We start from the raw sequence: 15,931 nt of genomic DNA on the forward strand, positions 1-15,931 counted from the left end.
TATATCTTAATGTTCTATTATGGTTAAATTGTTAAATCCATCATCTGGATTTGCAGGATTAGAAGAATCAGTTGTAACCCTTAGCGGAATAGCGCCTGAGGTTAGATTTTGGTATAGTCTGGCACTTACCTTAGTCCCTGCAGTAAGCGTGAGGGTAACGGTACTTGATCCTCCAGCCTGCGTTGAACGTGTAGAATTTGCATCATCAGATGTGCCTGTCATAGACTGGCCGAAAGTTTTATATACACTGGCAAGAACAGTGTTTGTAGTAGGATTATAAAATTGCGATTCAACTCTGGAACCATCACTAATAACAGCTCCGTTAAAATTGAATGTTAATAAAAAAGTATACGTCCCATTTCGGGGAGCTGTAAACTCGCCAGAGCTTGGATCAAAACTATTGCTCATGTCACGTACCTCGTTCCAATTAATAATGGTTGTTGCAGAAGCAGAAGGTATAGATTGGCTTACGATTTTACGAACAACGATTACAGCCTTTTGAGGGGCAATATAAGCTTTGTGCCATACAGCGCCATCAGAGACTTCAATTTTTGCTCCTACCGGTATACTGTTTACATCATATCGTGTAGCACCCGCACCTGCTGCTACTGCAGACATCGTTGTGGTTCCTAAACCAAGAGCATTTTCATTTCCTGCAGATCTGATATCTAGCTGAACCTGAGGATTAAGCACTCCAGCACCAATGAATCCTGTTGTTTTGTTTACAATAACATCATTAGAAACTTGTATTGCCGTTGGTGTTCCCGAAGCAGGATTATCCTTAGCTCCATCTACATGTAAAATACCTTGTGGATTATTTGTACCAATCCCTATTTGCCCATTCAGTATATTGATAAGGAGGCAACAAGGCAGCATCAGTGTTTTATGTATTTTTTTTCTCATATTCTCATTTAAAAATTTGAGGTGATAGAGGTTGTTAATCCTCGCTCACAACTCAATGATAAGATTAAACAGCCTTTCATAAGTTATTTTAATCATTTATAAACCGGATTTCAAAATGAAAATAATATCTTCAACAAAACGTACATTTATTACATGAATCATCCATGTGGGTTTAATAATGTAGCAGCCTATCAATAAAAATGTTGTGTTTGAGGGATTAGGCAAATGTGTTTTTAGAATCTTGTTTTCATTGATGTAAACATCAGGTCAATAATAATTTTTTGCAAAATTGTTGATTTTTCGCAATCAGACAAAGCATACCCTATCGATAGATTTCGATATATCAATAGATATTTTATAAGTTTAAGATTCTTAAAGGATTTTAGTATTACTACTATTCGGATATTTTCAAAAAAAGAAAATGGTCAGGTTAATCTTTTGTCAGGTCGTAAATAGATCATTTTCAGATTATGATTATTTAGCACTTTGAATACCTACATAAAAACAAAAAAAGCTGTAAAATATTTTACAGCTTTTGTACTATTTAATTTAATAGTCTGCGGAGAGTGAGGGATTCGAACCCCCGGACCTGTTACAGTCAACAGTTTTCAAGACTGCCGCAATCGACCACTCTGCCAACTCTCCTTCAACTCCGGTTATACCGTTGTTTTCAGTGGTGCAAATATAGAAAGTTTTTTATTACTGACAAAATATTTTTTGAAGAAAATTTATATTTCTATGTCTTTCAACAAAATTCTATTTTTCCAGGCTGTTAAATCAGAATCATTAACAACTCAACTTCAATTATTTACCCTTTAACAAAGGTATTCAGCCTTCATCGATATTTTTTAATGCATATTTTTAACCGTAATAATATTCGGTAGTAACATCTCCGCTAAAAGCCGGATGCACGTCCTGTTTCTGCATATTCAGTTCAAATAATCTTTCACCATTTTTATTTCCTCCCCGTATTTTCAAAGAATACCATCCGTTTTCTAAGGATAAAGTAATGCTGTTTTCATCATTGATGGAAGTAATGTCTTTTAAATAGCCAATACCAACCACTTTTACTTCATTATTAGCAGTCTGAAATATCCAGCCTCTAGACTCCACCTCTACCTCATCATCATTCAAAATCTTTTCATCATTCACAGAGACCCGGAATGCATAATGGTCTTCTTCTACGCCTATTATAGGGATTGCGATTCCTGATTTTGTTATTTCATCTCCATGTTCATTTTCTACGAAATATTTTAAAATATTAGTACCCGGAAGATGATTTTCCTGCAGGTAGTTTGCTAAAAGCTGCGGGCTGAACACCACAAAACCTTTAAGTTCTGAGAATATTTTCTTCATATATATTTGGATTGGATTTGGATTAAGTTTTATCTGTTTACCATGTTATCACATGTTCAGATTGTTTTTTAATGTTTTGATCAGTCCAGTTCGGCCCGTGAAAACAAATCTTTCATTAAAATTTCATCTTCACATGCTTTTTTAAAGTTTAAAATAAAATCTTTCAACTTTTCTGAATCAGAAGAGTAAAATTATATATTAGTTTTAAGCAAAAAGGATTATAAAACCATTGTCATCTAATAAAGGATTTATTCATTAGATTTACTTATTCAGTAATTTTAATTGGTTTATCTTTTCTTTTGAAATCAAACCAGAATATTTTACTTTGCCCCATACTTTTTAAATAAAAAATCTCCTTGTAAAAAGTTCCCGCACCAGAGTAAACTCCTTTCTCATAATCAGTATCTTTCTTTAACATATTAAGCAGTGCATTAAAAAATGATTTAATATTTTTTTCAGGAGTCTTGCTTATCATTCTTAATGCCGTCTGTTCAATATTATCTCCGTCTTCTCTACCTCCGGTTCCCTCTATTGTATAACCATATATTTCATCACTATAGAAACTTATTTTCTGTGAAACATCAATTAGCTTTGTGGATAGAAAAAAACAACTATAACTTTCATTAATATCAATTTCTTTAACATTATTTTCTAACAAAGTATGCCACACTTTTCCTGAATCTCTATATTCAATATATACATAAACTTCATACTTATCTAAAAGAGGTTTAGCATACTCTATTACATTATCAATTGTATTTAAAATACTTATTTTACTTGCCATTTAATCTCTATTTACTATTTTAAATTATCTATACGCAGATGCTTTACCATATCCTTCAAAAGTAACATCATGGCCAGCATTTTTAACATCTTCCAAAGCTAGTCTTTCTCTTATTACTCCTGTTTTTCCATCTTCTAATGTTCGTCCAACATTTATGTGGTATATATCTCCATCCGCATTTTTAAATGATGCATCCATTCTTCTCACATCTTTATGCCCTCCTAGGTCTTCTAATATTATTTCTGTTTTAGAACCTCCACCAATATGCTCTACTCCAGGTTTAGCTGTTTCTCTTGCTATGATTTCATCAATTTTAGCATTATGATCACCAGTTCCTTTACTCTTCGGGCCTGGCTTTTGATAAGGTGTACCATCTTTTTTAGTTTTTCCAGCCCATCTTTGTCCAGCTAAACCAAATATATCTAAATAGTTGTTAGAATCATGAACATATGCATAAATATTATAACCTCCATCAATATCTATTGGATCTTTACTAATATATAAACCACTGTTTACATCATAATATCTTAATCTATTATAACAAAGATCAATTTCAACATCATAATACTGTCCCTGATAACGGAAAGGCACAAAATTTCCAACACCAATTTCAACTTTTATATCTCCATAAATGTTGAGTTCTCTCTCCCAGATCTTTTCACCTTTTTCAGTGTAAACCTGTATTGGCGTTCCTAAATAATCATTAACAATCGTGTAACATTCATTATCTATTATTTTTGCACTTGGTACATGACTTCCTCTTTCATACACCCAGGTTACCACATTCTCCACAGGTTCTTTTCCCTCAATGACATTTCCGTCATCATCTACAACCGTTACAGGAACTTCTTCAGCATCATAGCTCCATTCATGCAGAAGAACATTACCATCCCAAATATAACGAGTTATTTTCTTTAGGCCAATTTTTGAGGTTCTTCTTCCGAGGGCATCATACTCAAAGCTTACATTTTTGCCGTCAGGGCGTTTTACTTTGGCCAGCATTCCGTTAGCATTCCAGGAATACGCCCAGTCTCCGGAGGACCATTCCGGGTTTTGGATTTCTGTTGGAAAGTCTTCAGTTACATTGGGTAAATCAGCTCCATCAGGTAGTTTCGGGCTGTTCAGCCAATCTGAAGCAATGGTTTTATAATAAGGATGTGTATTCTCTTGTTCTTCTTTATGTTCCGGCCTGGCATTGTTGATTGGCCGTTTACTTTTTAACAATAAATTTCCTTCTTCATCGTAATGGTAAAACCAGTTTTTATCACGCATCAGCTTACCTCCTTTGTCGTAGACGCGGTCAGTCTGCCGGGTACTTTCATATAAACATCCCGTAGCATCCGGATTTTTGTACTGTACCTCCCCGTTGGAATATTCTGCCGCGACAAGGCTTCCGAAAGCATCGTAATCAAATCTCGTTCTTCCACCCGTCACCCTGTCCAGCGTATGCAGCAATCTGCTTCCGGCTCCCCAGTTGTAATCTTTATGGAAGGTAGTATTGGTTTTATTCACTGTTACTTTCTGACTTACCGGCATTCCGATATGGTCAAATTCAAAAGTGCTTTCTACCCCGCCGGTCATTTCACGGGAATGCATCTGTCCGTTCCGGCTGATCTCAAGGTTCATCTGCCAGGGTGCATACACTTCCGGAGTAGCGGCAGTTACCATTTTAAGCTGTCCCAGATCATTATAAGAATAGTCTACTTCGGCTCCTAAGCTACTTTTCAAACCGATCAGATTTGCCTGAGTGTCATATTCATATTGAATGGTATGTGCACCCTGTTTTTCACTGGTGATCTGTCCTAATTTATTTCTCTGAAAAGCTACACTGCTGTTTTCATTATCTGCTTTAACCAATAATCCTGAGGAATCATACTGATAGGCTTCCCAGGTTCCGTCGGGATAATGGGTCTGTGTTAATCTTCCGCCCAGATCATATTCATAAAAAATATCTTTTCCGTGGGGAGTTCTGGTTTGGGTGACCATTCCGTCTTTATCTCTTACAATGAACTTTTTCTGGCCGTCAAAACCTGTCTCACCGGTGACTTCGTCATTATAGTTTCTTTCAAACCGGTAAACTTCTCCTTTTTCATTGGTAATGCTCATCAGATTCTCGTAAGCATCATACCCGAAAACCAATGTTTCTTCTTTTTTATGAGAAAGAGCATTCCTGCGGACCTGACGTTTAAGCCTTCCCATCGGCGTATAGCTCATGAGCCATTCTGCGTGCCCGTCAGTAGCATACACCGGAAGATCGTAGGCATCATAACGGAGTTTTAACGGGAATTGCCCCTGCTCGTTCACTTCAACCACTCTTCCCATTTTATCTCTGTCCCAGAGGGTTCTGTTCAAAGGTCTCGGGCTGAACACCAACAGCCTTCCATATTCATCATATTTCCAGTACTGTTCGGCTCCGGCAGTGTTGGTGAGTTGAGTAAGCTGGCCTCTCTGGTTATATTGATAATAGGTAACAATCCCTTCTCTGCTGCTGCTTTCAGGAACTCTGTCACCGTCTGCATATTCATAGTATACACTTTCTTCGGCAGGATCGGTATAGTTGATCAGTTTTCCCTCTTCATCATAGCTCCATGTTTCCGAAGCTCCCGAAGGGGAGAAACGGGCAATTACCTGTCCGAATTCATTGTACTGATAATGGTATTCTTCTCCATCCGGGGTATGGAAAATTTTAATATTTCCCATTTCATCATAGGTATACCCCTGGACACGTCCTTCAGGCGTTCCCAGCATCTTTAGTTCGTTGTGCGCTGTAAAATCGTACCATGTTTCTCCACCCTCTCCATCTACTTTTTTGTAAACCAGAAAATTTTCATCATAATGATATTCCTCTGTTTTATTGTTTTGCTTTGGATAGATAACTTCTGTAAAGCCTTCCTCATCATGGTAATGAAGTTTTCCTTCCATATATCCATCTACTCCTTTGGTATGGGTTACTCTTCCTTCTGCATCATATTCCCACTGATAACTCATTCCGTTTCGGTTGGTTCTTTTTACAACCTGATTTTTTCCATCATACTCAAAGACAATTGCTTTTTTGTGAATGTCCCAGACATGAATAAGATTACCACGCTCATCATAATCATACCTAACCTGCAGATCTCTCTGTTTTTTATAACAATAATAAACTTCTGTTACTTTTTTATACTCAGGATGGATAACCGTTTCAATACTGAATCCACTTTTTACATCTTTTATACTTTTCAGGACAATATTCCGGTCTTCATATTCATATTCTCTGATCGTGCCATCTCCATATTCAATACGAATCACCTTATAAATTGTTCCTTCTGTAACATGATGGAAACGTTTATAGGTATAAATATCGGTTCCTTTGCGAATCACCCAAATACTGCTGCTTGGTCTGTACTGCCATATTTTCTGATCTCTGAAATAGGTCATTTCTTCACCAATTTCAGGTGCGGGAATCAACATGGCAATATTTTCGTCAGGATGCATCCAACCGGCAAACTTATTGTTTTCTTCAGGAAGAATAAACAGATCATGAGTATTGAAAACTCCATTTCCAAGAGGTCCAAAATCATAAGGCCGGTCGCTGTGCCAGATATTTTTCCAGGTTAAAGGTGTACTGCCCTGAATAATAAAATCTTCCCATTCGAAAACCATGGCACCGGTTGCAAAATTCACAGGCTCAAGGCCGTAATGACATAATTTTTTGGATAAGGCATTGGCCAATTTAAATTTATTAAAAGGAGCTTTTTTAAGAACACTGTTGTTCAGCTTTTTTAAACCATTAGCTCCCAGTTTTCCTATTTTCTTGGTCAGGCTTCTCATTAAAAACATCCCGGCAAGACGCATCAGCATTTCTCCGGGTGTATAGACATGGGGAACAAAAGCTCCTCCCACCAATACAGGCCCTCCCGTATTGATCTGAATATACATGCTTGAAAAGTTATTATAGAAGGCAAAATATGCCAGTGGGTTTTTCTTTGGTTTATCCGGCATTGCAGGCAGCATCGTCATTCCGAAAGGGAATCCCATACAGGTAAGAACCTGCTGCGGCTGGTTTCCACTCATTTTACTTCCTTGTGCCAAAACGGTTTGCGAACCATAATACACTTCTCCTTCGTGTGGAGCTTCCTGAGGAAAAGGGATAATGTATACCGGAATAAGTGATGTGATATGCCTGAACGGAATCACTACTCCCATTACACTTGTGGTGGTAGTTGCTTTGTGTCTTCCGTGAACGTATATTGAACCTCCCATCGGAATACTTTCCGGCAGTGAGGGCATCAGATTTCTTGCAAACTGTGGAATCGGGATGGTGATGGTAATGTAATCCATGATGTCAAAAACAATCCCGATAAAAGGATGCGGTAATGGCAGTGGAATCAGCATAAATGAAGGCGGCGGCGGGATCAGTGTCCAGTGGATATCAATGGCCAGCACAATATCAAAATGCTTACTCGTGTGCTGAATGGCAGTGGAAGGCATTGCCGGAGTATTCACTTTGATCAGCTTCACTTTACTTTCCGGAGCTGCTTTTTCGGCAGTCACAGCGCTGTCTCCACCTCCGTCGCCACTACTTTTCGCAGGTTGAGCATCGTCTCCTCCAGCTAAGGATTTAACCATAGAAACAGGATTCAGGGAATCAACATTATTTTTCATTCCGTTCTTCCACCCCTGCTTGGTTTTGTCCCAGCTCACTGAAGTAACGTCTGCGTTCACCTTCAGGGAGCGGTCCGGGTTCATATCCGGTTTTGCAACCTTTATGGGTTTTACTGTCTTTTTATTCAGATCTGCCATGATTCTTTTAATTTGAGATTACCCTGCTTTTGGTTTTTCTACACTTACCCTCCAGTCATCACCAAAATAAGTCTTCATTTCATTGTCCAGTATTGTTTTTTTATCATGATCTCCTTCGTATTTGAGAATCAACATTGAGGCTACAAACCGCAGGCTGCTCTGTTCCCGTACCGAAGGATCCATTAACTTTGCTATGTCGAGGCATTTTTCAAAATACCTTATCATTTTATCTCTTGTCAGCACAGTATCATTTAATGTTCCAATGATTCTGTAACATTCAATAGCCATTGCATGTTCACCAATCTTTTGTGCTGTTTCTGCAGCTTTTTCAAATATTTTTTCTGCCTTTGATTTTTTGGAATTTCCTAGCAGATGGCTTCCGTAATTCATATACATCTGAACTGCCAGAGGTGAATCTGGTTCTACTTCTTCAAATATGATCCTGTAAGTATCTTCTGCCCTGTCTTTTTTCCTGTCTGCTGTATACGCCTGAGTAAGCATAAAATAGGCAGAGATTTCTCCCTGTTTATTCTTTTGTTCTTTAGCCAGCTTCACTGCTGTTTTTAAGGCATGTTCCGCTTCTTTGAATCTTTCTTTACTCAAATGATTACTCGCTATAAGAATCTGCTGCTGAAAATCAGTATCCGGACTGTTTTTCTTCCGGTTTGTATGTGCTGCAGTATTCTGCATTAACTGATGAATATCCACTTCTACTCTGAAACTGTGTGCTGAAGGAATCTGTGACAGTGTTCTATGGGTATGATGTTCTGCCCAGACCAGTTTAAGATCCTTATTTTCTGACATTTCACATATTCTGCACCATTCTTTCACCCAGAGAGACAGCTCTTCTGTATCATTGATTCTGAGCGGAGCAATATAAAGGTAGATTTTTGAATCCTTAATATTGGGGAAGTTTTTCTTTAATTCCAGCAAAGGATAAAATGCTTTGTAGGCATCAGTTTTAAAAGCTTTTTCCGGATCTTTGAAGTCCCAATCCGGAATATTCTCTTCACTTTTCTTCAGCATTTCGTAGAATTCGGTCCATTCATCCAGTAAAGTCTGTCCAAAGGATTTCATCCCGTTAAATTCCTGGTAATGGAGTAAAAAAATATCATCCCCTTCTTCATCTTCGGAGAGTTTTGATTTGATAAATCCGTCAAAAAGATCGGTTTCATGTTTTTCTCCTATGCAGATCAGCATAGGTTTTTCTTCGTTCTTTGAAACGACTTTCTGCCATTGTCTTTTTAACTTTACCAACTCCAAATCTACTGGATTCATCTGCTTTTAATTCAGTTTTACAGTTCCACTTACAATATTTGTTTCACTTCCACCGCCTACATTTATTTTTCCTCCACTGCTGAGATTGGCTTCGGTATCCCCTCTCATGGAAAGGGTTTTGGTTCCAATATCCAGGGTATCAGACTTGATTCCGACTCCGGAAGTAGGATCACCATCTTCAGGACCTACTCCAACGCCGATACTAGAGGTTCCTCCGACTCCGATATTAATCCCCTGTACAAATATTTCTTTTCCTTTAATCTGAATATTTCCATCTTTATCCATATAAATAGAACTGCTTCCACAAGTAAGCGTAATAGAAATCTTACTGTCTATACTTATATTTCCTGCACCATCCAAAAAAACGGAATTTTGGTCTTTATCTCTCACGGTAATTCCTCCGCCATCATCCAAGCTCATGGTATGTCCGCTTTTACTGCTTAAGCTTTTAATATTATTTCCGGTTCCGCCACCGCCGCCAACTCCGCCATGAAACATTCCTCCCATCACAAAAGGACGGTCAGGATGCTGATGGGCAAAGTTGACCACTACCTGATCACCCTCTTCCGGAATCGCCATAAAGCCACGGTTTTTACTTACTTTTTCGCTTCCGCCACCATCGGGAGTCATCACCCGGATGTATTCTGTAGTGGTAGAGCCGTTCTGCCAGTCGAACTGAACTTTAACTCTTCCTTGATTTAAGGGGTCTGTATTAGAAATTACTTTAGCAAATTGTGCATCTGCTTTCGGAGTATGGAACTCAGGTCGTGGAATAAATCCTGTGTCAGAAGCTATTGCCTCAAATGTTCCGGTATAATATCCTCTTGCATCCACCTCGTGATACATATCTATAATCATCAGTTTGGTGAAGTACGTTGTTTCACTGCTTTCTGCTTTCCGCATTTCAATATCAGCAATACAACCCGGATACAGGAATGGTACTGTTGTAACACCTGAAATAACAAATACTTCTGAAGCTTTACTTCCTGCTGTTCCTTTCTGAGAGTTTTCTACGTCCATAAAAGACACTGCTTTTATCGGAGCTACTCTCAATGAAGGAGTTGTAAAAGTTTTTTCTGATATTTCATAAGCCCTTTTAGCAATATCTGAAGTATGGGTAATCTTAGAATTCCCTGCAGTTAATTTCTCATTTTTACTACTGTTATATCCATAAAATGAGGGATTTACGTGCTGGGCTTTCATTTTGATTTTTACGTCACTCACACTGCTTCCGTAAGTGAGTTTCACGGGTTTTTCCTGAGGTGGAAGTTTCCCGAAATGCAGGACTTCACCATCATAATAAAACTGTTCTCCATATGCTTCTGCTATTCTTGCCAGATAATTGTAATGGGTTTCTTCATATTGTGAGCTGTACGAAATGTTTCCGTGTGCAGCATCTACCCTGAAATCAAAGGAATTTTGTCCAAGGCCTTCTTTAATCACCTGATCTGCAATACTGTTCAGGCTTATCTCCTGTGCTCCGCCAAAACTCTGAATGTGAGGAGCTGCATCTAAAAGAACAGTAGGACTTGAACCTGTAAGAACAATATTTCCCAGACTTCCTTTTTCCTGACTGAACCCTACTTCGGTAATGACTCCTACAAAGTTTCTTTCAGGGCCGTCTTCAACGTCTTTGTATCTGAAAATCACTGTAATTCTTTTTCCCAGAAAGTTCTGAGCTTCTTCCAGATTATGGTTTTCCAAGCTTCCCAGAGTATCGTGAGCCAGCATAAGATCGAACTCGTGATGCTTTACAGCACTTTGTTTTAGCTGAAAATGTTTGAAATGTTTGATTACTTTTCCATCAATTACAATTTCAAGTTTTATCACACGGTTGATTCCTGCTACCTGATTGCCGGGGATTGTATTGGCATTATAGATTCCGGAAGTAGGCTGTTTTGACCATACTTTGTCTTCTACCAATGTGGGTGGATTAGGTTGTTTAACCTGATTCATAAACATTTGGGAACCGCTTTGAACCATTCCGGTGTAAGCTTGCGCCTGAACCATCTTTTCAGTAGCTTTTTTTATAGATCCACTCGATTTTTCCTGTACTTTCTGGGCAGCTTTACTTACTGCCTGATCTTTAAGAGACTCTTTCAGATTGTCTGCAGCTGGAATTTTATCTTTGGAAACAGGCATTTTGGGTGAATGATCGTCCTGAAACATAGTTATAATATTTTGATTGATTGGATGTCAAATTTTTTAAGGCTAAAATCTACCTGAGTCAAAAAGATCAGATATATTTTCGTTATCCGTGTTCTATTCTAAGGAATAAAATCCGGATATTGGGATCAAAACAGGGTATAATGTAATAAGTAAAAAAAGGTAAAGCAGCGTATTATATCTACTTTATTCCCCTGCTGAATTCAAGGATTTCTCCTGGGTTTATTGTGATGATTGGCAAATTTTAATCATTATTATTTTTTTGTAATTGGATTGGTGGTATTACAAAGATAAAACGCTAATCTCTATTCAAAAAATTTTCAGTAACTAATCTGAAATTTTGTAGTAGTTCTACGACTTTTCATCCATAATTCCAAAACAAATGATTAAAAAAATAAAATAAATATCTCTTTATCAGATGAATATTTAACAATTTTTAATAAATAAAAACAATAAATTTATCACTTATAATAGAAATAAACTAAAATAAAACTGAATTTCAACAATAAAAAAACCAGCCGTAAATTCATTATTTACAGCTGGTTTTAAATTTAATACAATAAATAAAATCATTTTTACGGTTTCCGGAGTTCTGATACTTTTTTCAGATAAACATCCGTCTGATCCAGAAATTCCTGATTGGTCTGTTGTACCTGAATGTGAGGAATAATTCCCTGACCTCTTTTCTGGTCGGGAAGATTCTGTGCGTCCTGAATAACATGCACAATAGAGAATCCTGTCTGGATACCGGTATTGGGAAGTTCATATACCAGCGGAAGATGACCGTTATGTTCATAATATCCTCCTACTGTTTCTTTTCCGATCACAATGGCATTGGTATAGGACTTAATCAGAGAAGCCAGATGGGAGGCTGCCGAAGCAACACGCTGATCTACTAATAAATAAAGTTGCCCTTTAAAAGTTTTGTCATTAGGCATTATAGAAGGATTTTTATCATCTGCCCAATAGTATTTCCCCTGAACGGCTTTAGGATATAATGATTTCAGGTAAGCGTTCAAACCGGTTTTATCTGTTACTCCATTCGATAGAAAAAGAGGTGTAATCACCAGTTTTTCTTCCATAGGAACTTCATTGAATTTTGTATAGGCATAGTGGCTGTCACGGAAAGGTCTTTGTGTAAGATAAGAAAATACTTTTTCATAAAGAGCTCCTGTACCTCCGGTATTTCCTCTGAGATCTATGATCAGGTTTTCTGTTTTTTCGCGTTCCAGGGTGTCCATCATCTGGTCAAGAAAAGTACTGAATTTTTTATAGGCAGGATCGTCTTTCCCGGTTGCAAAATCAAAACCTCTCAAAGATAAGCGGTAGATTCCATCTCCTTCTTTATTCAGACTGTATTTTTCAGACAGCAGTTTTTTGTCAAATGCAAGCGAATACCTTGAATCCTGAAGTTTTTTAAAGTTCTCCAACGATATTCCCGGCAGTGATATCTCTTTTACGATCCCGTTCCATTTATAGTTGATAACATAGTTTTTGTGGGTTCCAAATTCTATATAAAATTTATCCAGCATTCCTCTTTCAAAGCCTGTTGTTTCTTTGTAAGGTATAGAATATCCGTCAGAAAAATAATATTGGGAAAAGCGGCTGATCATCTCTTTTGCAGGAACTCCGTTGATGGAAAGGATTTCAGCACCAAGAGGCAATACATTGTCTTTTGAATCCTGAAGCAGACGACCGTCAATATTCTTGAGTGTAATGGGTAAATATTCCGGTTTTTGTGTAAGATAATAAGAAGCATGGTTGGAAAGGTCTGTATAGTTATGACAGCTTCCTTCAAATCCGGTAACCTTTGCAATTACTTTATAAAAATCAAAAATATTTTTACTGTTTCTCGCTTCTTCCTCGGCCTGTTGGTAAATACTGTCAATTTGTTTTTTTGTTCTGTACACATACAGTCCGGAATTTGCTTTTTCCCTTATAGAACGGAATGTTCTAAGGTCTTCTACAAACTGATCAGTAGTGAACTGACCATTAATAACAGGTACATTTTTGGATTCTGTAATGGAAACTTTGGCTGTTTTACTTTTTTCAGTATAGGATTTAGCCCAGATTTTCAGTTCATATTTTTTCCCTTTTTCCGGGGTAAAGTAGAATCTTTCAACACTTTTTATTCCTCTGGAATCATCCTGTTCTTTTACTTTTTTCCCATCCATAAACAGCGCAATACCGAGATTGGCATCTGCAGACTGTACTGAGATCCAGGAGGATTTATGAGATTGGGGAGAATACTTTAAGGTGTCTCCGGGTTTCAGATCTGTATGAGTTTGTGCAAAAGCACTGTTTAGAAACAGTACTAGAGGAATGATAAAAGGTCTGGCCATTATTATTTTTTGAATGGGCTAATATACAAATTAACCCTAATGGATTGAAATTCTTCCCACACTCCTTTTATCCTATAGTTTCACGCTCAGTTCCTGAACTTCTTCGGCAGAAAATCCGTAGATCTGTGGTGTTTTTACATCCAGAAGATTGAGATAGATGTATAATTCTGCTCTGTGATGAATCTCATGTTCTATCATGGCGCGGAGCCATTTCCAGACAGAGATTTCACTGTTGGCCGGAGTCAGGCATTTGCGGGTAAGATCTTCATCAGAAAGGCCATTGATAATTTCTAACGTTTGTCTGTGCATTTCATTGAAAAACTTCACGGTATCTTCATACCCGTCAGCCAGTTCTTTTCCACATCCCGGATAAGCACTTTTCTTGCCTTTAATCGTTTCTCCATACATATACCGTTCTATGGTGGCAATATGTCTTATCTGATCACCAATGGTAAACTTCCCGGGTTTATAAGAGTAATCTATATGTTCAGGCGGAACAACTGCAATAATGCGGTTGGTTCTTTCCCTTATTTTCTCATAATAATTGATAAATGACTGTACCGTTTTTATTTCCATATTATTGGGATTTGGCTTATCTGCTTTTGCAGGATGAATATAAGAAATCTAATGGGAGAAGTTTTGATTTTATTATAAATTATTCATAAAAATTTAAAAAAATCCCCAATATGTGATCGTAAAATTTGGAAGCTTATTAAATATCCAATATTTTAGTTAAAAAATAACCATGATGAAAATAGGAATTTGCTTGTGCATTATACTATTAGGCTTTAACAATATCACTGCTCAGTCTGCAAAAATTGACACTGAAAAGCTGCTTGAATATTATGAGACACAACGCTATGCCGATGCTGCCAAATACCTTCAAAGCATATATCCCGGAGATACACAGGATGTAAAAGCTCTTTCACAAATAGCCTACTGCAATATGATGGCCGGAAAACTTCCGGAAGCAGAGAAAAATTACATAAAAATCAATACCATACAACCGAACAGCCTGCCCACTCTATTTAGTCTGGCCAGCATCAATTCCAGACGGGGCAATGCAACCAATGCCAAGGCTTATCTTCAACAGATCATTCAGCTGGATAGTCTTAACTTCAATGCTTATAAACAGCTCGCGGCCTATGCTGATACTCCTGAAACCAAACTGAACTACCTCAAAAAAGCCAGCTCTCTGAATTCTACTGATCCTGATGTAGCCTATGATCTTTCTCTGACCTACAGTGGTCTGAAACAATACCAGCCTGCATATGATGTTTTGAAAACAGCCATTGCTTCTGATACTGGAAATTTCACTTTACAACAGACCCTATTACCTGTTGCCAATCAACTCGCCAAGTATCCGGAAGTAATTGAAATTGGTGAAAAACTCCTGAAAAACCATGCTGATGTGAATGTAATGAATGATATGGGACAAGCTTATTTTTATGTAAAGGATTATCAGAAATGCATCAATCTTTATAAAATGCTGGAAGATATGGGAGTACAAAACGAAGGTACATTATATTTCATGGCCTTAAGCTATCGGGAACTGAAAGATTATAACAATGCTGCCATCTATGCACAGAAGACTATTGATGAAGCTATTTCAGATCACACCACGCTGTATTATGCTGCATTGGCAGGTATTTATGAATCCAAAAACCAGTATAATGATGCTGTAACAGCTTATAAAAGAGGATTAACCTTTGGTACTAGCAATATTATTTATTACCGTTTAGGACTTCTTTATGATCTGAATCTGAAACAGCCAAAGAATGCAGCTACCTACTATCAGATGTATCTTAAAAACCGTCCGGATCAGGAAAAAGAAAAAGATCAGATTGCATATGCAAAAGGCAGAATTACTATTTTAAAGTAATAGAAAATTCAAATCATTTTGTGATTATAGTCACAAGTGGGACATCCAATGAAGCGCTAATTTTGTATTCAACAATAAAAACAATTTTTATGGACAAAACAACGCAAAATACAGCAGAACAATTCATTCAATATTTAAATGAAGAAAATTTTGAGAAGGCAGAAAGCTGTCTTGATCCTGATTTTAAATTTATCGGAGTATTGGGAAAAAGGGATAATGCTTCAGTTTACATCAAAGATATGAAGCAGATGAAGTTTAAATATAAAATTCTGAAAGCTTTTACATCTGGTGAAGATGTATGTTTCTGGTATACTATTGACATGGGAGAAAAAGCGGTAGAAGCTTCCGGATGGTATCAGATTAAAGATGGAAAGATTCATACCTTAAAAGTTTTGTTTGATCCCAGACCTTTATTACAAGATTAAAATAAGTTTTTAC

Annotated in this window: 10 protein-coding genes and 1 tRNA gene; 2 read left to right on the top strand and 9 right to left on the bottom strand. The window is 37.4% G+C overall.

What is annotated here, in order from left to right:
- Nucleotides 1-6: 6 nt before the first annotated feature.
- From SFA27_RS13170 to SFA27_RS13210, 9 genes are all read right to left on the bottom strand, one after another.
- A complete protein-coding gene (locus SFA27_RS13170) occupies nt 7-903 on the bottom strand; it encodes a hypothetical protein (RefSeq protein WP_264518173.1) in 897 nt (298 codons plus the stop codon).
- Nucleotides 904-1,463: 560 nt separating this feature from the next.
- Nucleotides 1,464-1,548: transfer RNA gene (locus SFA27_RS13175), tRNA-Ser, on the bottom strand.
- Nucleotides 1,549-1,764: 216 nt separating this feature from the next.
- Nucleotides 1,765-2,259 (bottom strand): hypothetical protein, encoded by a 495-nt coding sequence (locus SFA27_RS13180; protein ID WP_047375478.1) that lies wholly within the window; start codon nt 2,257-2,259, stop codon nt 1,765-1,767.
- Between the two features lie 265 nt (nt 2,260-2,524).
- On the bottom strand, nt 2,525-3,043 hold the full coding sequence (locus tag SFA27_RS13185; RefSeq protein ID WP_407292593.1) for a hypothetical protein: 519 nt from the start codon (nt 3,041-3,043) through the stop codon (nt 2,525-2,527).
- A gap of 24 nt (nt 3,044-3,067) precedes the next feature.
- Nucleotides 3,068-7,825 (bottom strand): RHS repeat-associated core domain-containing protein, encoded by a 4,758-nt coding sequence (locus tag SFA27_RS13190; protein WP_407292594.1) that lies wholly within the window; start codon nt 7,823-7,825, stop codon nt 3,068-3,070.
- A gap of 18 nt (nt 7,826-7,843) precedes the next feature.
- Nucleotides 7,844-9,103: a tetratricopeptide repeat protein gene (locus tag SFA27_RS13195; protein ID WP_407292596.1), complete on the bottom strand. Its 1,260-nt coding sequence runs from the start codon at nt 9,101-9,103 to the stop codon at nt 7,844-7,846.
- A gap of 6 nt (nt 9,104-9,109) precedes the next feature.
- Nucleotides 9,110-11,272, bottom strand: coding sequence for a type VI secretion system Vgr family protein (locus SFA27_RS13200; protein ID WP_407292598.1), 2,163 nt, complete (start codon nt 11,270-11,272; stop codon nt 9,110-9,112).
- Between the two features lie 572 nt (nt 11,273-11,844).
- Complete coding sequence (locus tag SFA27_RS13205) at nt 11,845-13,611, bottom strand: S41 family peptidase (RefSeq protein ID WP_407292600.1); 1,767 nt, start codon at nt 13,609-13,611, stop codon at nt 11,845-11,847.
- A 72-nt stretch (nt 13,612-13,683) separates the two neighbouring features.
- The gene (locus SFA27_RS13210; protein WP_407292602.1) at nt 13,684-14,187 is read right to left on the bottom strand and encodes a DinB family protein; all 504 of its coding nucleotides are present in this window, start codon (nt 14,185-14,187) and stop codon (nt 13,684-13,686) included.
- A gap of 169 nt (nt 14,188-14,356) precedes the next feature.
- Between SFA27_RS13210 and SFA27_RS13215 the strand changes: the two genes are divergently transcribed.
- Both SFA27_RS13215 and SFA27_RS13220 read left to right on the top strand, forming a co-directional pair.
- On the top strand, nt 14,357-15,493 hold the full coding sequence (locus tag SFA27_RS13215) for a tetratricopeptide repeat protein (protein WP_407292604.1): 1,137 nt from the start codon (nt 14,357-14,359) through the stop codon (nt 15,491-15,493).
- An 89-nt stretch (nt 15,494-15,582) separates the two neighbouring features.
- Entirely contained in the window at nt 15,583-15,918 is a 336-nt protein-coding gene (locus SFA27_RS13220) for a nuclear transport factor 2 family protein (protein WP_264518182.1), read from the top strand.
- Nucleotides 15,919-15,931: the final 13 nt, after the last annotated feature.

The sequence above is a fragment of the Chryseobacterium sp. HR92 genome, assembly GCF_045689405.1.
Taxonomy (GTDB): domain Bacteria; phylum Bacteroidota; class Bacteroidia; order Flavobacteriales; family Weeksellaceae; genus Chryseobacterium; species Chryseobacterium viscerum_A.

Coding starts and splice junctions, on each gene's coding strand:
- SFA27_RS13170 (WP_264518173.1), bottom strand. CDS start 903: ATGAGAAAAAAAATACATAAAACACTGATGCTGCCTTGTTGCCTCCTT.
- SFA27_RS13180 (WP_047375478.1), bottom strand. CDS start 2,259: ATGAAGAAAATATTCTCAGAACTTAAAGGTTTTGTGGTGTTCAGCCCG.
- SFA27_RS13185 (WP_407292593.1), bottom strand. CDS start 3,043: ATGGCAAGTAAAATAAGTATTTTAAATACAATTGATAATGTAATAGAG.
- SFA27_RS13190 (WP_407292594.1), bottom strand. CDS start 7,825: ATGGCAGATCTGAATAAAAAGACAGTAAAACCCATAAAGGTTGCAAAA.
- SFA27_RS13195 (WP_407292596.1), bottom strand. CDS start 9,103: ATGAATCCAGTAGATTTGGAGTTGGTAAAGTTAAAAAGACAATGGCAG.
- SFA27_RS13200 (WP_407292598.1), bottom strand. CDS start 11,272: ATGTTTCAGGACGATCATTCACCCAAAATGCCTGTTTCCAAAGATAAA.
- SFA27_RS13205 (WP_407292600.1), bottom strand. CDS start 13,611: ATGGCCAGACCTTTTATCATTCCTCTAGTACTGTTTCTAAACAGTGCT.
- SFA27_RS13210 (WP_407292602.1), bottom strand. CDS start 14,187: ATGGAAATAAAAACGGTACAGTCATTTATCAATTATTATGAGAAAATA.
- SFA27_RS13215 (WP_407292604.1), top strand. CDS start 14,357: ATGATGAAAATAGGAATTTGCTTGTGCATTATACTATTAGGCTTTAAC.
- SFA27_RS13220 (WP_264518182.1), top strand. CDS start 15,583: ATGGACAAAACAACGCAAAATACAGCAGAACAATTCATTCAATATTTA.